This window comes from Aminobacter sp. NyZ550 (assembly GCF_025628925.2).
Lineage (GTDB): Bacteria > Pseudomonadota > Alphaproteobacteria > Rhizobiales > Rhizobiaceae > Aminobacter > Aminobacter ciceronei.
In genome coordinates this window covers 1,671,306-1,695,000 of record NZ_CP114190.1, presented here as the reverse complement: position 1 = coordinate 1,695,000, position 23,695 = coordinate 1,671,306, and the positions used below count along the sequence as shown (strand labels likewise).

General features: G+C 64.0%; 25 protein-coding genes (1 of these 25 running past the window's edge). 8 read left to right on the top strand and 17 right to left on the bottom strand.

Going from position 1 to position 23,695, the window contains the following annotated elements; translation table 11 throughout:
• Positions 1-253, top strand: the 3' end of a protein-coding gene (locus N7E70_RS08495; protein ID WP_067957839.1) for a M23 family metallopeptidase. Its footprint begins 1,718 nt before the window's first position; only the last 253 of its 1,971 coding nucleotides appear in the window; its start codon lies beyond the left edge, outside the window; its stop codon occupies positions 251-253.
• A gap of 93 nt (positions 254-346) precedes the next feature.
• Here the strand turns inward: N7E70_RS08495 and N7E70_RS08490 are convergent, their stop codons facing one another.
• Entirely contained in the window at positions 347-1,867 is a 1,521-nt protein-coding gene (locus tag N7E70_RS08490; protein WP_263006053.1) for an MFS transporter, read from the bottom strand.
• Between the two features lie 281 nt (positions 1,868-2,148).
• Here N7E70_RS08490 and N7E70_RS08485 point away from each other — a divergent pair, with 281 nt between their 5' ends.
• The 3 genes from N7E70_RS08485 (at position 2,149) to N7E70_RS08475 (ending at position 3,758) form a co-directional block, all read left to right on the top strand.
• Positions 2,149-2,829: a glutathione S-transferase family protein gene (locus N7E70_RS08485; RefSeq protein WP_263006052.1), complete on the top strand. Its 681-nt coding sequence runs from the start codon at positions 2,149-2,151 to the stop codon at positions 2,827-2,829.
• Positions 2,830-2,952: 123 nt separating this feature from the next.
• Entirely contained in the window at positions 2,953-3,291 is a 339-nt protein-coding gene (locus tag N7E70_RS08480; protein WP_263006051.1) for an ArsR/SmtB family transcription factor, read from the top strand.
• Positions 3,288-3,758 (top strand): SRPBCC family protein, encoded by a 471-nt coding sequence (locus N7E70_RS08475; RefSeq protein ID WP_192314492.1) that lies wholly within the window; start codon positions 3,288-3,290, stop codon positions 3,756-3,758. Before N7E70_RS08480 ends, N7E70_RS08475 begins: the two co-directional genes overlap by 4 nt.
• A gap of 20 nt (positions 3,759-3,778) precedes the next feature.
• On the opposite strand, the gene N7E70_RS08470 is transcribed toward N7E70_RS08475, so the two are convergent.
• The 10 genes from N7E70_RS08470 to N7E70_RS08425 form a co-directional block, all read right to left on the bottom strand.
• Complete coding sequence (locus tag N7E70_RS08470; protein ID WP_263006050.1) at positions 3,779-4,273, bottom strand: GNAT family N-acetyltransferase; 495 nt, start codon at positions 4,271-4,273, stop codon at positions 3,779-3,781.
• Between the two features lie 60 nt (positions 4,274-4,333).
• Positions 4,334-5,182, bottom strand: coding sequence for a phosphotransferase family protein (locus N7E70_RS08465; protein WP_154386166.1), 849 nt, complete (start codon positions 5,180-5,182; stop codon positions 4,334-4,336).
• A 102-nt stretch (positions 5,183-5,284) separates the two neighbouring features.
• Positions 5,285-6,661 carry a L,D-transpeptidase family protein gene (locus N7E70_RS08460; protein WP_067957813.1) on the bottom strand — a complete coding sequence of 459 codons (1,377 nt, stop codon included), beginning with the start codon at positions 6,659-6,661 and terminating at the stop codon, positions 5,285-5,287.
• 177 nt (positions 6,662-6,838) lie between these two features.
• On the bottom strand, positions 6,839-7,201 hold the full coding sequence (locus N7E70_RS08455; RefSeq protein ID WP_263006049.1) for an MmcQ/YjbR family DNA-binding protein: 363 nt from the start codon (positions 7,199-7,201) through the stop codon (positions 6,839-6,841).
• Positions 7,202-7,268: 67 nt separating this feature from the next.
• Entirely contained in the window at positions 7,269-9,875 is a 2,607-nt protein-coding gene (clpB, locus tag N7E70_RS08450; protein WP_263006048.1) for an ATP-dependent chaperone ClpB, read from the bottom strand.
• 313 nt (positions 9,876-10,188) lie between these two features.
• Positions 10,189-10,962: a DUF4167 domain-containing protein gene (locus N7E70_RS08445; protein WP_083948486.1), complete on the bottom strand. Its 774-nt coding sequence runs from the start codon at positions 10,960-10,962 to the stop codon at positions 10,189-10,191.
• A gap of 334 nt (positions 10,963-11,296) precedes the next feature.
• Positions 11,297-12,151 (bottom strand): peptide chain release factor N(5)-glutamine methyltransferase, encoded by an 855-nt coding sequence (gene prmC / locus N7E70_RS08440; RefSeq protein ID WP_067957801.1) that lies wholly within the window; start codon positions 12,149-12,151, stop codon positions 11,297-11,299.
• A complete protein-coding gene (gene prfA, locus N7E70_RS08435; RefSeq protein WP_154386163.1) occupies positions 12,144-13,223 on the bottom strand; it encodes a peptide chain release factor 1 in 1,080 nt (359 codons plus the stop codon). The genes prmC and prfA overlap by 8 nt, the downstream gene beginning before the upstream one ends.
• The gene (gene ptsP / locus N7E70_RS08430) at positions 13,220-15,496 is read right to left on the bottom strand and encodes a phosphoenolpyruvate--protein phosphotransferase (protein WP_154386162.1); all 2,277 of its coding nucleotides are present in this window, start codon (positions 15,494-15,496) and stop codon (positions 13,220-13,222) included. The genes prfA and ptsP overlap by 4 nt, the downstream gene beginning before the upstream one ends.
• 76 nt (positions 15,497-15,572) lie before the next feature.
• A complete protein-coding gene (locus N7E70_RS08425; RefSeq protein ID WP_067957796.1) occupies positions 15,573-16,847 on the bottom strand; it encodes an aspartate kinase in 1,275 nt (424 codons plus the stop codon).
• Between the two features lie 295 nt (positions 16,848-17,142).
• On the opposite strand from N7E70_RS08425, the gene ubiG reads away from it, so the two are divergent.
• Complete coding sequence (gene ubiG, locus N7E70_RS08420) at positions 17,143-17,889, top strand: bifunctional 2-polyprenyl-6-hydroxyphenol methylase/3-demethylubiquinol 3-O-methyltransferase UbiG (RefSeq protein WP_182575199.1); 747 nt, start codon at positions 17,143-17,145, stop codon at positions 17,887-17,889.
• Between the two features lie 25 nt (positions 17,890-17,914).
• On the opposite strand, the gene N7E70_RS08415 is transcribed toward ubiG, so the two are convergent.
• A complete protein-coding gene (locus N7E70_RS08415; protein WP_067966147.1) occupies positions 17,915-18,430 on the bottom strand; it encodes a flavin reductase family protein in 516 nt (171 codons plus the stop codon).
• 14 nt (positions 18,431-18,444) lie between these two features.
• Entirely contained in the window at positions 18,445-19,569 is a 1,125-nt protein-coding gene (locus tag N7E70_RS08410; RefSeq protein WP_154386160.1) for an LLM class flavin-dependent oxidoreductase, read from the bottom strand.
• Positions 19,570-19,681: 112 nt separating this feature from the next.
• On the opposite strand from N7E70_RS08410, the gene N7E70_RS08405 reads away from it, so the two are divergent.
• The 3 genes from N7E70_RS08405 (at position 19,682) to N7E70_RS08395 (ending at position 21,212) form a co-directional block, all read left to right on the top strand.
• Positions 19,682-20,260, top strand: a complete 579-nt coding sequence (locus N7E70_RS08405; RefSeq protein WP_154386159.1) for a winged helix DNA-binding protein — start codon at positions 19,682-19,684, stop codon at positions 20,258-20,260.
• 103 nt (positions 20,261-20,363) lie between these two features.
• Positions 20,364-20,705 (top strand): MmcQ/YjbR family DNA-binding protein, encoded by a 342-nt coding sequence (locus N7E70_RS08400; protein WP_154386158.1) that lies wholly within the window; start codon positions 20,364-20,366, stop codon positions 20,703-20,705.
• 129 nt (positions 20,706-20,834) lie between these two features.
• Positions 20,835-21,212, top strand: a complete 378-nt coding sequence (locus N7E70_RS08395; protein WP_115730729.1) for a VOC family protein — start codon at positions 20,835-20,837, stop codon at positions 21,210-21,212.
• Between the two features lie 53 nt (positions 21,213-21,265).
• Here the strand turns inward: N7E70_RS08395 and N7E70_RS08390 are convergent, their stop codons facing one another.
• The 4 genes from N7E70_RS08390 to N7E70_RS08375 are packed head-to-tail and all read right to left on the bottom strand — an operon-like array spanning position 21,266 to position 23,642.
• Complete coding sequence (locus tag N7E70_RS08390) at positions 21,266-21,691, bottom strand: DUF1178 family protein (RefSeq protein ID WP_067957782.1); 426 nt, start codon at positions 21,689-21,691, stop codon at positions 21,266-21,268.
• Positions 21,688-22,551 carry a carbon-nitrogen hydrolase family protein gene (locus N7E70_RS08385; protein ID WP_263006047.1) on the bottom strand — a complete coding sequence of 288 codons (864 nt, stop codon included), beginning with the start codon at positions 22,549-22,551 and terminating at the stop codon, positions 21,688-21,690. The genes N7E70_RS08390 and N7E70_RS08385 overlap by 4 nt, the downstream gene beginning before the upstream one ends.
• 15 nt (positions 22,552-22,566) lie before the next feature.
• On the bottom strand, positions 22,567-22,830 hold the full coding sequence (gene grxC, locus N7E70_RS08380; protein WP_067957776.1) for a glutaredoxin 3: 264 nt from the start codon (positions 22,828-22,830) through the stop codon (positions 22,567-22,569).
• Positions 22,831-22,856: 26 nt separating this feature from the next.
• Complete coding sequence (locus N7E70_RS08375; RefSeq protein ID WP_182575196.1) at positions 22,857-23,642, bottom strand: ComF family protein; 786 nt, start codon at positions 23,640-23,642, stop codon at positions 22,857-22,859.
• Between the last annotated feature and the right edge of the window lie 53 nt (positions 23,643-23,695).

The following is a 23,695-nucleotide window of genomic DNA, read 5'->3' as shown; positions in this document are numbered from 1 at the left end:
CCGCGTCCGTCAGGGCCAGGTCATCGGCTATGTCGGCACCACCGGCCTGTCGACCGGCGCGCATCTGCATTACGAGCTGATCGTCAACGGCACCAAGGTCGACCCGATGCGCGTGCGCCTGCCCACCGGCCGCGTGCTCAAGGGCGAGGAACTGGTCGCCTTCAAACGCGAGCGCGAGAGAATCGACGACCTGCTCAAGGACGAAAACAAGGACGCACTGAAGGTGGCGAGCACCGCCAAGGTCAGCGGCTAGAGTATCCGTGTTGGTCAAGGGAGGGATATGGACCATTTCAAGCAACTCCAGGAAAAATGCGCGGCGGTTTTCCCAGGAATTGCGTAACGACAACTAGGCTTTTTCCTGCCTTTTCCACGACGGCTGGGTGAACCAGGCGACGGCTGCCGCGACGAAGCACATCGCGGCCGCAATCGCCGCGATCGCCGCAAAGGCGCTGTTTGTCGCCGAAACCCGCAAGGCTTCCGCACCCGCGTCGAGTGGCGCAGCCACGTAAGCGCCGAACTCGACGCCCGGTGCAGCCGTTCCCAGGATATTCGCAAAGACCACACCTGCAACGGCACCAAGCGAGGCCACCGCCATCAGGCCGGCGGCCCGGGCGAGCGCGTTGTTGATGCCGGAGGCAAGCCCGGTGTCCTCCTCCGGTGTCGCCCGCATCACCGCCGCCGACACCGGCGAGACGACGATGGCCATGCCGAGGCCCTTGAGCAGCAGGACAGGGAACGTCACCTGCCAGAGCATCATCAGCGGCATTGTCAGCGCAAGGCCTGCATAAGAGATGCCGACGATTGCCGCACCCACGGTCAGCGGCCAGCGCGGGCCGATGGCGTCGGACAGCCGGCCCGAATAGCTCGACAAGCCTGCGATGAACAAGGACAGCGGCAGGAACAGCAGGCTCGCCTCCCATTCCTTGGCACCCCAGCCGGAAACGACGGTCATCGGCAGGAAGAACAGCACTGCATTGAAGGCGAAGAACAGGATCAACGTGTAGAGATTGGCGCCGGTGAAGGCACGTGAGGCGAACAGCTCGAGTTTGACCATCGGCGCCCGCGCCCACTTCTCCCAGACGATGAAGCCGGCGAAGATTGCACCCCCGACCGCGATCCACAGCCATGGCGAGACAGCGCGAACGTCTGCGGGCAGGCCGAAGGCGGTCAGGCCCCAGGCCATCAGGCCGAGGCCGACGGTTGCCAGCATCGCACCTGCAATGTCGAGCCGACGCTTGGACGACGGCCGGTCCTGTGGCACCTTGCTGAGCAGCATGGTGAGGGCGACGAGCCCGATCGGTACGTTGATGGCGAAGATCAGCCGCCACATCCATTCGGCGCCGAAAGACAGCACCATGCCGCCGACGAACGGCCCCATCGCGGTTGTCAGCGACGAGAACGCCGCCCATTGGCCGATGGCCTTGCCGCGCGTCGCGTTGGGATAGGATTTGGCAATGATGGCGAGGCTGCCCGGCACCATCAGCGCGGCACCGATGCCTTGTGCCGCGCGCATGATGATCAGCATCTCGGCGTCGACAGCGAGCGCGCAGGCCGCCGAAGTGACCATGAACAGGATGATGCCGGCAGCAAAGATGTTGCGCACCCCAAAAACATCGCCGGCAGCGCCGCCGAGCAGCACCAGCGCCGACAAAAACAGCATGTACCCGTTGCTGATCCACTGTGCGTCGACGAGCGAGGCGCCGAGATCAGCCCGGATGACCGGCATCGCCAGCGACACCACCGAGCCGTCGATGAAGCCCATGCTGGAGGCAAGGATCGCCGAGATGAGCACATAGCGCCGCGCATCGGGCGGACAGAAGACGTGGCTGTTGTTGGCCGGGGTCGGTGCGGTGTCGGAAATGTCCATGGCTGGAGACTATGTGGGCAAGCTTTGCGCAGGAAGCGACCAGGGGGACGAATTCTGGAAGCCAGGCGACATAGGCTTGCCGTATCGTGGCGCTCGGCAGCAGGTCGAGCTCGTCATCCGGGCGAGCAAAACGAGGCCCGGGACCCTCTGCCCCCGTGGAAAAGCTCTCCCGCTTCGATCTCCAGCTCCCTGCAAATAGTTTCCACATAAGGAAACTTTCTCTTGCGCAGTCGAACTCGCTGCAATAGTTTCCGAATATGGAAACTATCTGGAGCCCTGCAATGGCGCTGACGCTTTATTCCCACCCTCTCGCTGCCTTCTGCCACAAGGTGCTGATTGCGCTTTATGAGAATGGGACCGAATTTATCCCTGTGACAGTGGACCTCGGCGATCCGGAAGAGACGGCGGCGCTGGCGGCGAAATGGGCGGTGGGCAAGATTCCGGTGCTGCGCGACGACTTCCGCAATCGCACGGTGCCGGAGACCAGCATCATCATTGAATATCTCGATCGGCATTATCCCGGGCCGGCGCCGATGCTGCCGGCGGATGCCGAGCGCAGGCTTGACGCCAGGCTGTGGGACCGCTTCTTCGATCTTTATGTCAGCGTGCCGATGCAGAAGGTCGTCACCGACAGGATACGGCCCGAAGGCGGCAACGATCCGGTCGGCGTGGCGGATGCGCGGCGGACGCTCGACACCGCCTATGTGATGATAGAGCGCCAGTTGGCGGACAAGAACTGGGCGGCGGGCGAGGACTTCACCATTGCAGACTGCGCGGCGGCACCGGGCCTGTTTTACGCCTCGATCGTTCATCCCTTCGCCAGCGACCAGCACAATCTCGCTGCCTATTTCGAGCGGCTGATGGCGCGGCCGTCGGTGCGACGGACGGTCGGCGAAGCGCGGCCCTATTTCCGTTTCTTCCCCTATCGCGAACTGATGCCGGAGCGCTTCCTTCATGACTAGAGCGTTTCCGCTTTTCTTCGAATCGCGGAATCTCTCTATCTCTCTGTTTTCGAGCAATTCCGGACGCAGAACCGCTGCACACTTTTCCTGGAATTGCTCTGAGCACAGCAAGGGGACAGGCCGATGATCGAGGCACAACGACTGGACCGCGTTTTCACCGCCCTTGCCGACGCCGGCCGGCGCGGCATGGTCGAGCGGCTGAGCATGGGTCCGGCAACCGTCAAGCAGCTGGCCGAACCGCAAGGCATGCGGCTGCCCTCGGCGTTGAAACATCTGAAGGTGCTCGAGGACGGCGGCATCGTCGCCTCGCGCAAGGTCGGCCGGACCCGCACCTACACGATCGAACCCGCGGCACTGTCCGAGATAGACGACTGGGTGAGACAGCGGCAGACTGCGATGAACGAGGCATTCGACCGCCTTGTCCAGGCAATGAAGGATTTTCCCGGGGAGGAAGGTGAATGACCGACGTGGCGCACAAGACCTTCGTCGTCGAGCGCGAGCTGCCGGCGTCGCCCAGGCACGCCTTCCGCTTCTGGTCGGACCAGGCGCTGAAGCGGGCGTGGAACGACTGCCATGCCGACTGGGTGACGCTTGAGGACAGTTTCGATTTTCGCGTCGGCGGCATCGAGGCCAAGCGCTGGCGTATGCCCGACGGTGCCGAGTTGGCATTCCGCGCCGACTACTTCGACATCGTGGCCGGCGAGCGCATCATCTATGGTTTCGAGATGAGCCATGGCGGCAAACGCATCTCTGCATCGCTGGCCACGATCCAGCTTTTGCCCGAAGCCGGCCGGACGCGGATGCGGTTCACCGAGCAACTGGCTTTTCTCGGCACAGCCGAGGCGATGGCGGCGCGCATTTCGGGCACCGAAACTGGCTTCGACCGGCTGGTGGACATCCTCAGCAGGGAAACGGCGAGCGTACACTGAGTGCCTGTAGCCCAGCTGGCTCAGCTCGCCTCGAAGCCGGCGTGGTAGACGATCTCGCCGCCGGGGACGGTGTCGCCGAAGGCCAGCCGCTGGACATATTGCGGCGGAAGGCCAGCATAGGTGACGGCGGGGTCGGCGACGAAACCGAAACGGCTGTAATAGGCCGGGTCGCCGATGAGGACGCAGCCCTTGGCGCCCATCCCACGCAGCGCGTCGAGCCCGAGGCGGATCAGCGCCTGGCCGATGCCCTTGCCCTGGTTGTCGGGCCAGACCGACACCGGCCCGAGGCCATACCAGCCTGCGTCACCGCCGACGGTGACGGGCGAGAAGGCGACATGCCCAAGGATCTTGCCGCCGTCCTCGGCTATCAGCGACAGCGTCAGCGCACCGGCATCGCGCAAGGCATCGACGATCGCCGCTTCGGTCTGGCTCGAATGCGGGGCGTCCGCGAAGGCGGCACGGGTGAGCGCGCGGATCGTGTCGACGTCGGCCGGCTGTTCGGAACGGATGTACATCTCGCTACCTCGATTCTCCGGACACTTGCCGGCAGCCATGGCCCAAATGCAAGGCGCAAGTCAGGCCGGTACGTTGCCGGCCGTCAGGGATCGCAGCCCGGCGTCGAGTGCGACCGCATCGCCATGGTCGACACCGAACAGAACGTCGAGCAGCGGAAAAGTGCTGCGGTAGAAGGTGATGCGATCCCGCATCCCGGCGATGCCGGAATAATGCGGCGCCATCAGCGCGAGGACATCGTCGCCCAGCCCGGCCGACAGGCTGGCGAGATCATAGGCGGGATCGCCCGCCCCGCAGCCGGCGAAATCGATGACGCCTGAAACCCTGCCCTTGTCGACGAGGATGTTGCCGGTGCCGAAATCGCCATGCGTGATGGTGCGCGGAGCGTCGGGGACACGCCCTAGAAACCTGATGAAACTGTTGCGGATGGAATTGGCGACGGCAGCCGGCAGCAACGGCAGCGCCTTGGCTTCAAGCCGCTCAAGAAGATCGCGCCACTCGGCCATGGGGTCAGCGGGAGCGGCGTCCCTGAGCATGTCTTGTGGGAGCGCATGAAGCGCGCACAGGAACAGCGCGAGGTCTCGGGCCAGTTCCTGCGCCTGCGCAGCAGTCATTCCATCGAGCGACAGCAGCGGCTCGCCGGGCAGCTTGCGATGGACGGCGACGACATACGCGCCGACGTTTCTCAGCTCCGGCGCGGGCACCGGCACGGGAAGCATCGGCGCCAGGACGGCGAGCACGTCGGCCTCGCGGGCAAGATCGCGGCGCGCCTCGTCGTGCCGGGGTATCCGCACGATGACCTTGCCCGTATCGAAGATGCGGTTGTTCTGGCCGCTGTCGATGACGGTTGCGGACAGGAATTCGGGCTGATGCAGGGCCTCGGCGATTTCCCGAGCTGTCGGCTGGATCATCGAAAATCGTCCGTCGGCAATGAGCCGGAACCGTGTCGCCGCAGGTGGCAAAAATTCCGAGCCGCGGAGGGTCTCTCCACGGCCATTGCGGCACTAGCGGAGCTACTCCATGAATTCGACCGGCACGCCTGCCTTGACGATCTTGGCGAGTTCGCGCGCGTCCCAGTTGGTCAGGCGCACGCAGCCATGGCTTTCGGTCTTGCCGATCTTGGAGGGATCCGGGGTGCCGTGGATGCCGTAGGTCGGCTTGTCCAGCGCGATCCAGACCGAACCGACAGGGCCGTTCGGGCCCGGCGGGATGGTCAGGACCTTGTTGTTTTCGCCCTGCTTGAAATTGATCTTGGGATTGTAGGTGTAGTTGGGGTCGAGCGCGACGCGCGACACCGCATGAATACCGGTCGGCGACGGCGTGTCGCCCGAGCCGATGGTCGCCGGATAGGCGGCGACGAGCTGGCCGGCCTCGTTGTAGGCGCGAACCTGCTTCAGCCCCTTGTCGGCAACGATGCGCGACACCGGCTTGTTCACCAGCTTGCCAAAATTGGCGACCTTCACGATGGTGCCCGGGCGGTTGAAATTGACGTCCGGATTGATCGCCTTGAGATAGTTCTCGTCCATGTGGAAACGCTCGGCGAGCATTTCGGTGACCGAGGTGAAGGCCATGCGCTCGAGCTGGGCCTTCTCGCTGTAGTCGGCCGGAACCGAGGCGATGTAAGGGCCGGCGGCGTCCTCCGGCGTGATGGTGTAGGAGCCGAAGGCGTCGCCGCCTGTTTCGGCAAGCGCCTGCTTGATGCCTTCGGCGTCAGTCGACTTCAGGCTGGCGCCGGTCATCTCGTTATAGGCGACAAGCGCCTTGTCGACGTTCGAACCGAAACGCCCGTCGATGACACCGGGCGAAGCGCCGAGGCGATCGAGAAGTATCTGCAGCGAAGCGACGTCCTCGCGGCCCTTGACCGCGATGGACGGCTCGAGCGGCCGATCGGTGATGCGCGGGTTGGCCGGCAGCGCCGGCTGATCGTCCGGGCTCTGGAGCGGTTCGCGCGAAACGACACGCGGCCCGCTTGGCGCCTCGGGGAAGGCGTTGGGATCGCTGTTATAGTAGTCGTCACCATTGGGTTCGGCCGGAACGGCAAGCGCGTCGTCGCTGTAATAGCCGTCATCCGCCGGTCCGATCAGCACGTCGCCCTGGCGGTAGTCGCGGCGCAGCTCCTGGCGGCGCAGTTCGCGGCGCAAGGCCTGGCGGTTGAGGCGGCTCTCCGGCGGCTGCACGGCGATGACCTTGCCGGTGTAGGGATCGACGAGCACACGGTTGCCGCGGCTGTCGTAGAAGACCTCGACCTCGCTTTGGGCAAGCTGGAGCAGGTTCTGGCCAACCCGCACGCGTGGCGAGACGGGCTCGCCTGACGGCACGATCGCGGCCGCTGCCTGGAGCGCCGACAGGCCGGTGGCCATGGCCGAAAGCACAACGATCTTGCGCAACATGGTCGCCACATCTCTCCGAATCTCGGCCGCCCACAGGCCGGCCGCCGTGAATCAATGTTATCCACTGACATCCAATAATGATCTGCTAACCCTTCCAACATGAACGGGGCATGAAAATGACCGTGTTAGTAGGATTTTGAGGCCTTGGCAGACTGCGCGGCGCCTGAGAATCGCGGGTCAGGCGGGAAGGCAGAGCTGCTTGCGCATTGCCTTCGGCAGCTTGGCCGCGATCATCCGGTGGCTCTCGCCGATATAGTCGCGCAGCCCCTCGTCGTCCATGGTTTCGCCGTTCTGGCGCTGGATCCACTTCATGCCGCGCGAGGCAAGATAGGGCGCTGGCCGGAGACCGGGCTGCTCCTTCAAAATGTCGAATGCCATCTCGGAAACCTTGAAGGTAACGGCAAGTCCCACGCCGTCGCTCCAGCCGGCGATGGCAAAGACCTTGCCGCCGACCTTCCAGACATGCGCCCCGCCCCACTGCACGACATGGGTCGTGTGTGGAAACGAGGCGCAGAAGCCGTTGTAATCGTCGAGTGTCATCGCAGCTCCCCCAGGCGGCCGATAAGAAAAAGCCCTCCCCAGGAAGGGGGAGGGCTTTTGTCGCTGCTCAGGCAGCCGCCTCTTCGCTCACCACCGTTGGCTTGGAGCGGAAGTTGAGCCGGTCCGAGCCCGAGGTGATCTTGACGGTCGAGCCGTCGAGAATGTCGCCCATCAGAATCTTCTCGGCGAGCGGGTCCTGCAGCTCCTTCTGGATGACGCGCTTGAGCGGGCGGGCGCCATAGGCCGGGTCGTACCCCTTGTTGGCGAGCCAGTCGATTGCGTCCTTGTCGAGCGACAGCGTGATCTTGCGATCGGACAGCAGCTTTTCGAGCCGCTTGAGCTGGATCTCGACGATCCGGCCCATGTCCTGGCGACGCAGGCGATGGAACAGGATGACCTCGTCGACACGATTCAGGAACTCCGGCCGGAACGACGCCTTGACCACGCCCATGACCTCGTCACGGACCTTGTCGACATCCTCGTCCTCGCCGAGCGCCACGAGATATTCGGCGCCGAGATTGGACGTCATGATGATCAGCGTGTTGCGGAAGTCGACGGTGCGGCCCTGACCATCGGTCAGGCGGCCATCGTCGAGCACCTGCAGGAGCACGTTGAAGACATCAGGATGCGCCTTTTCGATCTCGTCGAACAGCACGACCTGATAGGGCCTGCGCCGCACGGCCTCGGTCAGCGCCCCGCCCTCCTCGTAGCCGACATAGCCGGGAGGTGCGCCGATCAGCCGGGCAACGGAGTGCTTCTCCATGTACTCGGACATGTCGATACGCACCAGCGCATGCTCGTCGTCGAACAGATAGTCGGCGAGCGCTTTGGTGAGCTCGGTCTTGCCGACACCGGTCGGGCCCAAGAACATGAACGAGCCGATCGGCCGGTTCGGATCCTGCAGGCCGGCACGGGCACGGCGGACGGCCTTGGACACCGCCTGGACGGCTTCGCCCTGGCCGACGACGCGAACACCGATCTCGTCTTCCATCCGCAACAGCTTCTCGCGCTCGCCTTCGAGCATCTTGTCGACCGGGATGCCGGTCCAGCGCGAAACGACATGGCCGACATGGTCGGGCGTGACGGTCTCCTCGACCATCGTGCCGCGGCTTTCCTGCGCCTCGGCCTCGACGAGCTTCTTTTCGAGCTCGGGGATGCGGCCATAGGCAAGCTCGCCCGCCTTCTGGAACTCGCCCTTGCGCTGGGCGATGGCGAGTTCGTTGCGGGCTTCCTCGAGCTGGCCCTTGAGGTCGGCGGCGAGACCGAGTTTTTCCTTCTCGGCCATCCACTGGCTGGTCACCCTGGTCGACTCTTCCTCGAGCCCGGCCAGCTCCTTCTCGAGCCTTTCGAGCCGGTCGCGGGAGGCGTCGTCCTTTTCGAGCTTGAGCGCCTCGCGTTCGATCTTCAGCTGCATGATGCGGCGGTCGATCTCGTCGAGGGCTTCCGGCTTGGAATCGATCTGCATGCGCAGCCGCGAGCCGGCCTCGTCGACGAGGTCGATTGCCTTGTCGGGCAGGAAGCGGTCGGTGATGTAGCGGTTCGACAGCGTGGCAGCCGCGACCAGTGCCGAGTCCGAGATACGCACCTTGTGGTGCTGCTCGTATTTCTCCTTCAGGCCACGCAGGATCGAGATGGTGTCCTCGACCGTCGGCTCGGAAACGAACACGGGCTGGAAGCGACGAGCAAGGGCCGCGTCCTTTTCGACATGCTTGCGGTACTCATCGAGCGTGGTGGCACCAACGCAATGCAGCTCACCGCGCGCCAAGGCCGGTTTCAGCAGGTTGGACGCATCCATCGCGCCATCGGCCTTGCCGGCGCCGACGAGCGTGTGCATCTCGTCGATGAACAGGATGATCCCGCCGGCAGCCGCGGTGACTTCCGACAGAACGGCCTTCAGCCGCTCCTCGAACTCGCCGCGATACTTGGCGCCGGCAATCAGCGCGCCCATGTCGAGCGCCATCAGTTGCTTGTCCTTGAGGCTTTCGGGCACGTCGCCATTGACGATGCGCAGGGCCAATCCTTCGGCGATGGCGGTCTTGCCGACGCCCGGCTCACCGATCAGTACGGGATTGTTCTTGGTGCGCCGTGACAGCACCTGGATGGTGCGGCGGATCTCGTCGTCGCGGCCAATAACCGGATCGAGTTTGCCGGCGCGGGCATCGGCGGTGAGGTCGCGCGCGTATTTCTTCAACGCGTCATAGCCCTGCTCGGCACTAGCCGAGTCGGCGGTGCGGCCCTTGCGGATATCGTTGATCGCAGCATTGAACGCCTGCGCCGTGACACCTGCCTTGGCGAGGATGTCGGCGGTCTTGGCCGACTTCTCGACGGCAAGCGCAGTCAGCAGACGCTCGACGGTGACGAAGCTGTCGCCGGCCTTCTTGGCCAGGTCTTCTGCGGTCGAAAACACCTTGGCGAGCGGCTGCGCCAGATAGAGCTGGCCGCCGGCGCCCTCGACCTTCGGCATCGCCTTGATGGCGGCCTCGACGCCGAGCCTGACATCCCGGGCGTTACCGCCGGCGCGCTCGATCAGCGACGAGGCAAGGCCTTCGTCATCATCCATCAGCACCTTGAGGATGTGCTCGGGCGTGAACTGCTGGTGATTGTTGGAAAGCGCATAGGTCTGGGCCGACTGGATGAAGCCGCGGACGCGCTCGGAATACTTCTCAAGATTCATTCGGTGTCTCCATTCCGTACCGGCCCGCTTTGCGGCACCGGCCAGGTTCAAGGTGACGGACCCGCCCGACCGGGCCGGATCCAACTGAGGCTGATATGGTGCGTAGGACGATATACCTCAAGGCACACCTGGAGTGCTGGGCGTCATTTTTTGACGCCCAAATGATACGGGGTTTTCCGGAGTCTGCGCGTCGTGCGTTGCGAAAGCAAACCCGATTTGCGGGCCGGCACGCCTGGCCGACGTCAAAGCAAAAACGGCGGGATTTTCATCCCGCCGTTTTCAAATGGCTTGAAGCCCGTGGTTGCGAAGGCGATCAGCCTTCGACGGCGGCAGGCTCGGCTGCCGGCGTATCGCCGGCTTCGCCCTGCACCTCGGTTGCGGCGCGCTCGCCACGGCGCGGACGACGGCCACGACGCGGTGCCGCGACAACTTCGCCCTCGGCAGCCTCAGTGGCAGGGGCAACTTCAGCAACGACGGCCTCGGTGACCACGACGTCAGGCTGCGGCTGTTCGACCACGGCGACGACGTCCGTCGGTGCAGTTTCGGCCTGCTGCTCCTGATGGCGCGGGCGGCGTTCGTTGCGGTTGGGACGACGTTCGCGGCGGCCTTCGCGCGGCTGGCCTTCGGCGGCTTCCGGATTGAGAGCGACCTCGGCCGGCGTGCCTTCGATGTCGGGCTGCGGGCCAGTGCCGTTGACGACCGGCTGCGGCTGAGGCTGCTGGACCTGGACCTCGGCAACGTTGTTACCGATGCTGTCCTCGTCGCGCTCGTCGTCCATGTCGGCGTCGAAGTCGTCGCGGCTCTGCTGCTGCTGCTGGATCGGCATCTGCGCCATGGCGGCGGCAATGATGCGATTATAGTGCTCTGCGTGCTGTAGGTAGTTCTCGGCCATCACGCGGTCGCCTGAGCTTTGCGCATCGCGCGCCAGCGTGGCGTATTTTTCGGCGATCTGCTGCGCGGAGCCGCGGATCTTAACGTCCGGACCGTTGCTCTCGTAGTTACGCGTAAGCGGGTTTGGACCCTTGCGGTTGTTATTGCCGTTGTTGTTATTATTGTTGTTATTATTGTTGTTATTCCGACCGCGCATGCGCCTATTCTGCTGTTGTGGCCTCATCAGATTCTCTTTGTGTTGAAGTATCCGAACGGGGGCACTTAGGCGGCCTGCCGTTTCGTATCTTTCCGCCGGTGATCGCCCGCAGTCTTGCTGCGTCGGCGCCACATGCCATCCTGTTTCGGTTCATGTCACTTGCCGGACGATCCCCGCACGAAGCTAGAGCGTCGTCTACGCAAGAAGGCAGCTAGTTTCGATGGAAACCGAATCTTGTAACAGCACTGCCTGCTTCGTCTCATCCGGTTGCCGGGAACCTAGCGGCATTCACTTTCCTTGCCAAGCGGTTTTTTGCAGTGCCCAAAAGCCTTGCTCAGCAGCTGAATACGAGCACCCGGTCATTGCCACCCAAGTCCTTGTAATGGGCGGATAAATGGTAGCCGGCTTGCTCGAATATCACGGTCACGTCGTGGCGCTGGTCGTGCCCGATTTCGAGCCCGATAAGGCCACCTTCTTCAAGGTGGCGCCCGGCACCCGACGCGATCATCCTGTATGGCTCAAGACCGTCCGGGCCACCGTCGAGCGCGCGGCGCGGATCAAAATTGCGAACCTCGTTCTGCAAATCGTCGATCTCTGAAGTGGATATATAGGGAGGATTTGAGACGATTAAATGGTGGCGGCCCTGAATCTCGGCAAACCAGTTGGATTTTTTTGCCGAAAAGCGTGATGACACGCCAAGAGCTTCGGCGTTGGCCGCGGCGGTCGCCAGTGCATCCTCCGAGACGTCGACGCCGATGGCCTCGGCCTTTGGCTCCTGGGTGACCAGCGCCAGTGCAATCGCGCCTGTGCCGGTGCCGAGATCGAGGATGCGGCAGACACTCTCACGCACAGCGGTCGCATGGACGAAAGGCAACACGGCGTCGACGAGTGTTTCAGTATCGGGGCGCGGTTCGAGCGTCTCGGTGGAGAGACTGAGCCGCATGCCATAGAAATCGCGGTAGCCGAGGATGCGATGCACGGGCTCGCCGGCGATACGGCGATCGAGCGCCGCCTCGATCTCGGCCACCTGCGCCACAGGCCTGTCGGGCGAAGCAATTGCGTCGCTGCGCGTGGTGCCTGAAAAGTGCTCGACGAGCAGCCGCGCGTCGAACGCCGCGTCGGCGATGCCCGCACCGGCAAGGCGCTGGCGCGCGTGGCGCAGAAGTTCGCCGAGCGGACGCTCAGCCATCCGAGCCCATGTCGGCCAGCAGCTTCGACTGGTGATCGGAGATCAGCGCGTCGACGACCTCGTCGAGTTCGCCCATCATCACCCGGTCGAGCTTGTAGAGTGTCAGGTTGATGCGGTGGTCGGTCAGGCGCCCCTGCGGAAAATTATAGGTGCGGATGCGCTCGGAGCGATCGCCGGAACCCACCTGTGACTTGCGCGACGACGAGCGTTCCTCATCGGCACGGCTGCGCTCCAGGTCATAGAGGCGGGCACGCAGGATCTGCATCGCACGCGCACGGTTCTGGTGCTGCGATTTTTCCGCCTGCACCACCATGATGCCGGTGGGCAGATGGGTGATGCGCACCGCCGAGTCGGTGGTGTTGACGTGCTGGCCGCCGGAGCCCGAGGCACGCATGGTGTCGATGCGGATGTCTTCGGCGCGGATATCGATGTCGACCTCCTCCGCCTCCGGCAGCACCGCGACTGTGGCGGCGGAGGTGTGGATGCGGCCGCTGGCCTCGGTCGCCGGCACGCGCTGGACGCGGTGCACGCCCGACTCGAACTTCAGATGCGCGAACACGCCCTTGCCCGAGACACCCGCAATGACTTCCTTGAAGCCGCCGGCATCGCCGTCGCTTGCCGACACGACCTCGAACCGCCAGCCCTTGGAGGCAGCATAGCGTTCGTACATGCGGTAGAGGTCGCCGGCAAAAAGCGCTGCCTCGTCGCCGCCGGTACCGGCGCGGATCTCGAGGATGGCGTTCTTGTCGTCCGCAGCATCCTTGGGCAACAGCAGGATCTGGATTTCGCGCTGCAGCGCCTCGATACGCTCCTCGACCTCGGGCTTGTCCATCTCGGCCAGCGCCCGCATCTCGGCGTCGGTACCCTTGTCGGATAGCATCGCATCGAGATCGACGAGCTCCTGCTCGGCGGAGCGCAATTCGCGGATCCTGGCCACGAGGTCCTGGATGTCGGAATATTCGGAGGCGAGCTTGACGTAGACGTCGGGCGCCGGACCGGCGGCCATCTGCGCTTCGAGCATGTCGAAGCGTTTGACGACTTGGTTCATTCTGTCGTGGGGCAGGCTGATCATAATGGTATGGAACGGTCGTCCGCAAAGGCCTGGAGCAGCGCGCGCATCGGCAGGCGGGCGGCAGGACCGGCAAGGTTATCGTCGAGGAAGGCGGTAAGTTCGCCAAGCGGCAGTTCGGTCAGCATCGCCTTGACCGGACCGATGGAAGCAGGCGACATCGAGATAGAGCGGTAGCCGAGGCCAAGCAGCGCCATCGCGGAGATCGGCTTCCCGGCGAGCTCGCCGCACAGGGTCACCGGCGTGTGGTTGCGCAGGCCGGCATCGGCGATCTGCTTCAGCACGCGCAGGAACGGCACCGACAGCGTGTCGAAGCGGTCGGCAAGCTGAGTGTTGCCGCGGTCGGCGGCCATGACGAACTGAAACAGATCGTTTGAGCCGACCGAGACGAAATCGACGGCCTGCATCAGCTCGTCGAGCTGCCACAACAGCGACGGCACCTCGATCATCGCGCCGAGTTTCAGGCTCGTCGGCAAATGGTGCGCGAAGCGGGAGAGGTGGCGGACCTCGCGGTCGATAATCTCGCGCGCCTGGGCGATCTCGCCAAGCTCGGTGACCATCGGCAGCATGACCTTGAGCTCGCGTCCGCCAGCGGCTTTGAGCAGCGCCCGGATCTGGGTACGCAATAGGCCGGGACGGTCGAGCGTGAGGCGGATGGCGCGCCAGCCAAGTGCGGGGTTTTCTTCTTCCTGCGCCGAGCCCTTGAAATAGGGCAGCACCTTGTCGCCGCCAATGTCGATGGTGCGGAAGGTGACGGGACGGCCACGCGCAGTGTCGAGCACGTCGCGGTAGAGCTTCTCCTGCGCTTCGGCGCGCGGGAACGTCGAGGCCACCATGAACTGCAGCTCGGTGCGGAACAGGCCGATGCCGGCAGCCCCCGCCTCGGCGAGCTGCGGCAGGTCGACGGCGAGGCCGGCATTCATCAACAGGTCGACCTTGACGCCGTCCTTTGTTTCGGACGGCTTCTTGCGCAGTTCGCGGTAGAGTTCCTGGCGGCGGGCGCGAAAGCGCACCTTTTCAGCATAGGCTGCTTCGAGATCGGGCTGCGGCCGAAGGTGGACAGCGCCTTCGACACCGTCGACGATGATCGGATCGCCGTTCTCCGACATGGAAACGACGCCCTTCATCTGTCCGGCGACGGGGATGCCCATGGCGCGCGCGACGATGACGACGTGGGACGTCGGCGCACCGTCTTCCAGCACCAGGCCGCGCAAGCGATCCCGCGGATAGTCGAGCAGCTCGGCCGCCCCCATCGAACGCGCAACGATGATGGCGTCCTTGGGCAGGCTCTCGGCGATGGTCTCGGGGCCGCGACCCAGCAGCTGGCGCAAAAGGCGGTTGGCTAGGTCGTCGAAATCGCTCATCCGCTCGCGCAGATAAGGATCGGTCATGTGCATCATGCGCGCGCGCATGTCGCTCTGCACCTTTTCGACCGCAGCTTCCGCCGTCAGGCCGTTGCGGATCGCCTCTTCGAGACGGCGCACCCAGCCACGGTCGTTGGCAAACATCCGGTAGGCTTCGAGAACCTCGCGGTGCTCGCCCTCGAAGGCGACGTCGCGGCGTTCGAGCATGTCGTCGATCGACAAGCGCAGGGAACCGAGCGAATCCTCGAGTCGGCGCAGCTCCTCGTCGCTGTCTTCGTTGAACAGGTTGGTGACGACGATGCGCGGCTCGTGCAGCACGACATGGCCGAGGCCGACACCTTCGTTGAAGGCAATGCCGGTGAAGCTCGCCGGGCGCGACAGATCGAGTTCGAGGCCGGGACGGCTGAGGCGACCAATGTCGCCCGAGGCGATCATCTCGGCAATCACCATGGCGGTGGTTTCGAGCGCCTCGATCTCATCGTCGCGGTAGTGCCGCATGGTCTTGTTCTGGACGACCAGAACGCCGAGCGTGCGCCCTGCCCTGAGCACCGGCACGCCGAGGAACGAATGGTAGATCTCCTCGCCTGTCTCCGGCAGGTAGGCGAAGGCGGGATGTTCCTGGGCGTTGGACAGGTTGAGCGCGCGGGCGCTGGCAGCAATCGTGCCGACCAGACCCTGGCCGAGACGCAACTGCGCCAGGTGGACGGCGTTGGGATTGAGACCGACGGTCGCATAGAGCTCGAGCACCGAGTCGGCGCGGAGCACATAGAGCGAGCAGACTTCGGCCACCATGTTGGCGGCGATATCGCGCACGATCCTGTCGAGCCGTTCCTGTGGCTCGAGGGGCTCCGCCATCAATTCGCGGAGCCGTTTCAGAAGTACGCGCGGCCCGGCGGCCATGTCACGTATCATTCACCGTCTCCATGGTTGGACCCGGCGCGGCACGTGCTTGCCACGCCGGCAACGCGGTGACGCTCGACTCCTAATACTACTGCTTATCCAGACCGTAGACGGAATGCAAAGTCCGAACCGCAAGTTCAGTATAAGGCCCGTCGATAAGGATCGAAATCTTGATCTCGGAGGTGGTGATGGCGCGGATGTTGATGCCCTTCGATGCCAGTGCCTGGAAGGCCGTGGCGGCGACGCCGGCATGGCTGCGCATACCGATGCCGATGACCGACACCTTGGACATGCCCTCGTCGTGCTGGACGGCATCATAGCCGATGTCGGGGCGGATCTTCTCGAGCACGGCAAGCGCCTTGTTGACGTCGCCCGACGGCACGGTGAAGGTCATGTCGGTGAACTTGCCGTCCTCGGAAATGTTCTGGACGATCATGTCGACATTGATGTTGGCCTCGGCCAATGGGCCGAAGATGCCGCCGGCAACGCCCGGCCGGTCCGCGACACGGCGCAGCGAGACCTGGGCTTCGTCCTTGGCATAGGCAATTCCGGTGACGACCTGCTGTTCCACGATTTCATCCTCGTCACAAATGAGAGTACCAGGCGGGTTGAGGAAATCGCCCATGCCGGGCGCATCGGGATCCTCGAAGGAAGAACGCACAAAGGTACGGACCTTGTGCACCATGGCCAGTTCGACCGAGCGGACCTGCAGCACCTTCGCGCCGAGCGAAGCCATTTCGAGCATTTCTTCAAACGAAATGCGCGACAGGCGACGCGCCTTGGGCTCGATGCGCGGGTCGGTCGTATAGACTCCGTCGACATCGGTGTAGATATCGCAGCGATCGGCCTTGACCGCTGCCGCGATTGCGACAGCCGACGTATCGGACCCGCCACGGCCCAGCGTGGCGATGCGGTTGTCCGGGCCGATGCCCTGGAAACCGGCGACGACAGCAACCTGGCCTTCCTGGAAACGCTTGATCAGGAACGAGCCGTCGATGTCGAGGATGCGGGCGGCACCATGGGCGTTGTCGGTCTTGATCGGAATCTGCCAGCCCTGCCAGGAGCGTGCATTTATCCCCATCGCCTGCAGCGCAAGTGCCAGCAATCCCGACGTCACCTGCTCGCCCGAGGCGACCACAGCGTCATATTCGCGGGCGTCGTAAATGTTGAAATTGGCGCCTTCGGCCTTCGAAGCCTCCTGCACCCAGCCGACCAGCTCGTTGGTCTTGCCCGACATCGCCGAGACGACGACAGCGACTTCGTGGCCGGCGTCGACCTCGCGTTTGACATGACGCGCCACGTTGCGGATTCGGGCGATGTCGGCGACGGATGTCCCGCCGAATTTCATCACGATGCGCGCCATAGAAGCGAAATGCCCTTGCCAAATACGCCGGCCCCGACGGGGCCGGAAAATGAATGAAAACACCGATGAATTGCACGGTGTCGAATGCGCGGCCTGCATAGCCAAAACCCACGCATTCCGCAAGGACGCCCGGCCAGACAAATCATCGCGACTTTTTTTGCCGGCACAGCGCCATGGGTACGGCTCGCGGGGCAGTGCATGGGTGCTCGCGGAAATGTCACCTTGACAATCGGGACGCCAGACACGACTTCCTTGCGCTCGCCCAACTTCCTTGCGCCCGACGGAGACCACAGCAATGCCAGATCCCCGCCCATCGACGATCGATGCCGGAGAAGTCGAGCGGTTCTCGGCGCTCGCAGCCGAATGGTGGAACCCCAACGGCAAGTTCCGTCCGCTGCACAAATTCAACCCCGTCCGCCTCGGCTACATCCGCGACCAGGTCGCCCAGCGTTTTGGCCGCGACACTCACGCCGCAAGGCCCTTCGAGGGCCTGCGCATCCTCGACATCGGCTGTGGCGGCGGCCTGCTGTGCGAGCCGATGGCACGCCTGGGCGCCGAAGTGGTCGGCGCCGACGCCTCCGCCACCAATATCGAGGTAGCCAAGATCCATGCCGCCGAAAGCGGCGTAAAGGTGGATTACCGCGCCACCACGGCCGAGGATCTCGCTGACGCCGGCGAGAAGTTCGACATCATCCTCAACATGGAAGTTGTCGAGCACGTCGCCGACGTGGAGCTGTTCGTCAGCAAGTGCGGCGAGATGGTCAAGCCCGGCGGCATCATGTTCGTCGCCACCATCAACCGCACCTTAAAGGCGCTCGGTCTCGCCATCGTCGGCGCCGAATACGTGCTTCGCTGGCTGCCGCGCGGCACTCACCAGTACGGCAAGCTGGTGCGCCCCGACGAGCTGGACAAGGCGCTGACGGGCGCCGGCCTTGCCACCATCGACCGCACCGGCGTGATCTACAATCCGCTGGCCGACCGCTGGCAGAAATCCCGCGACATGGACGTCAACTACATGGTGCTGGCGGAAAAGGCGGCCTGAGGCCGCCTCTCCCGTCGGTCCGACATCAGGCGTCGAGCGGCCGGTAACCGCCGCGCCAGTAGAGCAGCGCCTGACCGGCATCCTGCGTCCTGACCGCCTCGACCGAGCCGATGATGATCGAATGCGTGCCGCGATCAATCATCTCGTCGAGGCTGCAATCGAAAGCGGCGACCGCATCCGACAGCACCGACGCCCCGGTCTTCAGCGTGAGCCAGTCAGCACCTTCGTAGCGTTCATTGCCCTTGATGCCGCCGAAGCCGGAAAAACGCTCGGCGACCTGCTGATGCTGCGGCCCAAGCGAATTGACGGCGAAATGGCCATGCCGCTCGATGACCGACCAGGTCGACGACGACCGGTTGACGCAGGCGATGACCTTGGGTGGCTCGGCCGACAGTGAAACGACCGAAATCACCACCAGTCCTGAGCGGTCATCGCCGACGCCGGCGGTGATGACGCTGACATTGCCGACGATGAGCCGCATGGCGGCGCGGAAATCAGCGCCCCCCACGGGAACGAGAGGAACAGAAATGGGGATCGTCATGACCTCGTCGCCCTTCACGCCGCCGAACGCTTCGCCAGAGGCGGGATGCGTATGCCTCGCGCCTCCAGGATCGGCAGGACGTTGTCACGGAAATAGGGGAATTCCTCGGCGTAATCGACGAACGACAAGGTGGTTCCGCGGAAGCCTGTTTCATGAAGCGCGGTGATGCCATCCGCCACCTGCTCAGGCGTGCCGACAAGCGGGAAGCCGCCATGACCCGCCGCCATGCGGTCGCGGATGAGTGCGAGCAGATCGTGCGGGAAGGACTGTGCATGGGCGAACTGTAGCCGGACGAGATTGTCGACGGCCTCCCAATCGGCGTTCTCCCGGGCCGAATAGTTGAGGAAGTCGAGTGCCTCCCTTTCAGTCGGACGGCAGACGACATGCGAGAAGGTCAGCACATCGACTGCGCGGCTGGCCTGCTTCGACTGCGCCTTCAGCGCGGCGATCTCGTCCTTCGAGCGGGCCAGGTCGATCGCCGGGGTGAACAGGAAGTCGGCGTTCTGGATCGCGAACTTGCGGCCATGATCGGAGCCGGCAGCGTTGAGGATCGGCAGGCGCGCCGAAGGCCTTGGATCGCCAAGAACCTGCTTGAGCTTGAAATAGGTGCCGTCCCAGTCGAAGGCCTCGGCGCGGCTCCACAATGCCCTGACCACGTCGAACCATTCCTGGGCATAGCCATAGCGGGTGACGTGATCGTCGGGCAGCGTCAGGCCAAGCGCTTCATATTCGGGCTTGTTCCAGCCCGCAACGATGTTGAGGCCGACGCGTCCACCGCTGATCTGGTCGATCGTTGCCAGTTGCTTGGCAACGACAACAGGATGGTTGGCGACAGTGTGGATGGTGGCGAAGACCGTGATGTTGCGGGTGTGGGCTAGAAGCGCCGTCGCCCAGGTCATCGTCTCCAGCACGTTGCCGTGGAAATTGGTCTCGCCGCCATAACCGATCCAGCGGGCGATCGGCAGCATGAAGTCGATGCCGGCGTCGTCGAGAAGCTTGCCGAGGCGCAGATTGTTGCCCCAGGAATTGTCCCAGCGATCCGGTATCTTGGTGACGGTCATGCCGCTGGAACAGTTGGACGCAAAGGTGCCGAGAAAGAAGGGTTGCACTGCGGATGCAGTGGCGCCGAGCATGCTCATGTTTGGGTCTCCTCCCCATAAAATGAACTTTATAATAGAAAGTCTATCATAAATTCATGTAGACGCAATGTGCCACGGCAAGGCATGGTCCGAAGGTTCAGGAGGGCGAAGAATGAGCAAGGAAAACAAACCTGTACCGGGCTCCGAACTGCTTGATCGCGGCTGGCATCTCGCCCGGACGCCGCTCGAAATCGACGTCACCGAAGTCGAATATGCGTTGATGCGCTCCTACGAAGCGTTCGGACGCTGGCAGGCGGAATGCCTCGCCACGGTGATCGAATTTTCGGCGACGGGTGCAGAGAACGCCTTGCTGCACGTCATCCGAATGAACGATCGGCCCAAGACCATCCATGACCTCGCCCACATGACCAATCGCGAGGATATTCCCAACATCCAGTACAGCCTGCGCAAGCTGATCAAGGGCGGTTTCGTCAAGCGCACCGGCAGCGGCAGGACCGGCGTGACCTATGAGGTGACGCCGCTCGGCCATCGCGTCACAGAGCGCTACGCTGATATCCGCTCGGTGCTGCTCATCGATGCGGTGACCCGCGTGCCCGACCTGGCCGCCAAGCTGGCCGACGCAGCACACACGCTGGAATTGGTGACAGGTATCTACGAACAGGCCGCCCGCGTCGCCGCCACCCACCGCCGCCGCCATCCGCAGCTCGATCCCGAGGCCGAAGGTGACTGAGGACGTCCTCGGCAGCGATTTGGTCGTGAAGCGCCCCTGCGCAACTTGCGCTGTCCGCGGCAACTCTCGATATTAAGGGCAGACAATTACGGGTTCGAATACCATGACACCTGAAGATGTCAGACGCATCGCCCTGGAACTGCCAGGGGCGACCGAGAAATCGCATTTCGGCAAGCCCGACTTCCGTGTCCGCGACCGTGTCTTCGCCACCCTGCCCGAGGACGGCAATGCCGTGATCAAGCTGACGCGCGACCAGCAGGAAGTGATGTGCGGAGCGGAGACCACGGTGTTCCGGCCGGTCGAAGGCGGCTGGGGCAAGCAGGGCTGGACGCGGGTGATGCTGGCGGCAGCGGACGAGCCGACGCTGCGCAGCGCGCTGGTCGCCGCCTGGCGCAACACCGCACCAGTCACCTTGCGCAAGGCCTTCGACCTGGCGGGTGGCTGAGGACGATCGCACCTGAGGTGCGATGGGTCTTCCCTCATGTCCGTTTCCATGCGAGCTTGCCCGCAGGACACCGCTCCTCACCTGGTATGCGCATCGCCGCCCCTGCCTTTTCGCCATCAGGAGCACATTATGAGTCCATCCCCCATTCATTCGATCACCTTCGGCCGGGCGGCCCCAGGCCTTGCCGTCCGTGACATCCAGGCGGCATTCCGCTTCTATTCCGAAATCCTCGGCATGCAGAAAGTGTTCGAGAACGGTAGTCCCGTGGGTTTCATGGTGCTGAAGAAGGACGCCGCCGAGATCCATCTGAGCCAGAGCCGCGACCACGCGCCTTCAACCGTCAACGCGTTCCACATGTTCGTCGACGACATCGACGCGCTCTACGCCATCTGCGAGGCCGCCGGCGTTCGGATCATCAAATCGCTGAAAGACAAGGACTACGGCCAGCGGGCCTTCGTGTTTGCCGACCCCGACGGCAACAGGATCGACGTGGGACAGCGTATCTAGCTTGGCGCCGAGGACGCGGCAGACCTTTTCGGGGAGAAGAGGAACGTCCCGGCTCAGTTCCGGTCTTCGGGGAACACCGGAAGCGGCATGAATTCGATGCCGTCTTCGGCAAGGCCCTTGGCCTCGTCGAGCGTGGCGGCGCCGTAGATGCCGCGGGCTTCGGTCTCGCCAAAATGGATCTTGCGCGCCTCCTCGGCGAACTTGTCGCCGACATTCTCGGCATTCTCGCGAACCTTCTCGGACAGGTCCTTGAGGGCGGCCATCATCTTGCGCTGCTGCTCTCCCATGGCGAGCGCCACCTTTTCCTGCTTGCGCGAGGTCGAGACGGCCGGCGCCATCAGCGCCTTTTCGACCTTTTGCGAGCCGCATTCCGGGCAGGAGACGAAACCGCGCTTGCGCTGGGTCTCGAAGTCGTCGTTGCTGCGGAACCAGCCCTCGAAGTCATGCGCGTGGTCGCAATGCAGCGAAAAGCGGATCAAGATGCGGCTCCCCGGAGCGCTCCCTGGCCCGCGCGAAGCGCGACGCCGAATTCGCGAGCGTTCTTGAGATTGGGGATCTTCTTGCGTGCGTCGGCCGAATGCTGGGTGTCGATCTCGGCGATGATGACGCCCGGCTCGTCATGGTCGGCTTCGGCCAGGATGCGGCCCCACGGATCGATGATCAGCGAATGGCCGAAGGTCTCCCGGCCGTCCTCATGCTTGCCGCCCTGGGCGGAGGCGATGACGAAGGCGCCGTTTTCGATGGCGCGCGCCCGCAGCAGCGGATGCCAATGGGCAAGGCCGGTCTGGCGCGTGAAGGCGGCGGGAACGGTGAGCAGCTCGGCACCAGCCAGCGCCTCGGCGCGGAAAAGTTGCGGGAACCGCAGGTCGTAGCAGATGGCAAAGCCGATCTTTGCCAGCGACGTGTCGGCAACGATGGCTTCGGTGCCCGGCTCATAGGCCGAAGATTCGCGCCAGCTTTCGCCATTGTCGAGGTCGACGTCAAACATGTGGATCTTGTCGTAGGTGGCAAGCGCGCCGCCGTCGGGGCCGAACAGGTAGGCGCGGTTGGCGAGCTTGCCATCGGCGCGCACGATCGCGGTCGAGCCGACATGCAGATGGATGCCAAGCTCGGCTGCAAGTTTGCGGCCCAAGGCGACGATCAGGTCGCGATCCTCGGAGGTGAAGGCCGCGGCGCGCGCATCCTTGTCGCCGACGATGGCGCCGGTCATTTCGGGCGTCTGCACATAAGTGGCGCCGAGACCGGCAGCCTCGCGCACCAGTGCCTCGAAATCGAGTGCATTGCGCTCCGGCTCCTTGCCCGAACGCATCTGCACCGCTGCCGCCTTGAAAATCGCCATTGTCCGTCCTCGGGTCTATGCGCCGGCGGCAAGAAGCTGGTCGAGCCTGCCTTGCGCGTCTAGGTCATGCAGGTCGTCGCAACCGCCGACATGGGTGTTGCCAATGAAAATCTGCGGGAAGGTCGCACGGCCATTGGCGCGGGTGATCATTTCCTGCCGAAGCTCGGGCGAGAAGCTAGCGTCATGCTCGGTGAATGCAACGCCCTTGCGCTCGAGAAGGCGCTTGGCCGCAGTACAGTAGCCACACATCATGCGCGTATAGATAGTCACATCGACCATGACGAAAATCCGTTGTCCTTGGTCGACTATATAGTGTCCGTATCGTCGGGCCGGAAGTCCCCCGGCAAAACCCTGGCGAAAGTCAGCACGTCGACGGCGCCGGCGCCGCCTTTCCTGAGCGCACGTGTCACCGCCGCGACAGTGGCGCCTGTCGTGTAGACGTCGTCGACCACCAGCACCCGTCTGCCTCTGACGTCGATCTCGGCTTCGGGCGGGACCAGGAAGGCCGCACGCACATTGTCCTCTCGCTCGCGCTGGCCAAGGCCGATCTGCTGGCGCGTGCGCTTGGTGCGGCGCACCGCCATCGGCGCAAACGGCAGGCCGGAGAGCGACGCTATGGCACGGGCGAGTTCCGCCGACTGGTTGTACTGGCGCCAGAAGAAACGCCGCCAGTGCAAGGGCACGGGCACGACGACCTCAGCATCGGCAATGAGCTCGGCGCCCGCTCGCAGCATCCAGCGCGCCATCCACGGCGCGAGGTCGGTGCGGTCGTGGAACTTGAGGCCCTGGACCATGCGCCGGGCGATGCCGGTATAGGCGACGGCGGCGCGGGCCCTGCTAAAGGGCGGCGGGTTGGCGATCGCCTCGGCGGACAGGAAGCCGGTGCCGAAATCATGGCTGAACGGCGTGCCCATCACCTCGCACCAGGGCTTTTCGAGGAAGCGCAATTGCGGCCAGCAGGCACCGCACAAGGCACCGGGTTGCGTGACCTGGCGGCGGCAACCGGCGCAGACAGGCGGGAACAGCATCCGCGCCGGCCAAGCGGCAACTGACAATGCTAGGCTCTTGATCTCAGCCATAGGATCGGCCACGACAGGTTCGGGTCGGGCGACCATAGCAGAAACCCGGCAAAAAAGGACATCTC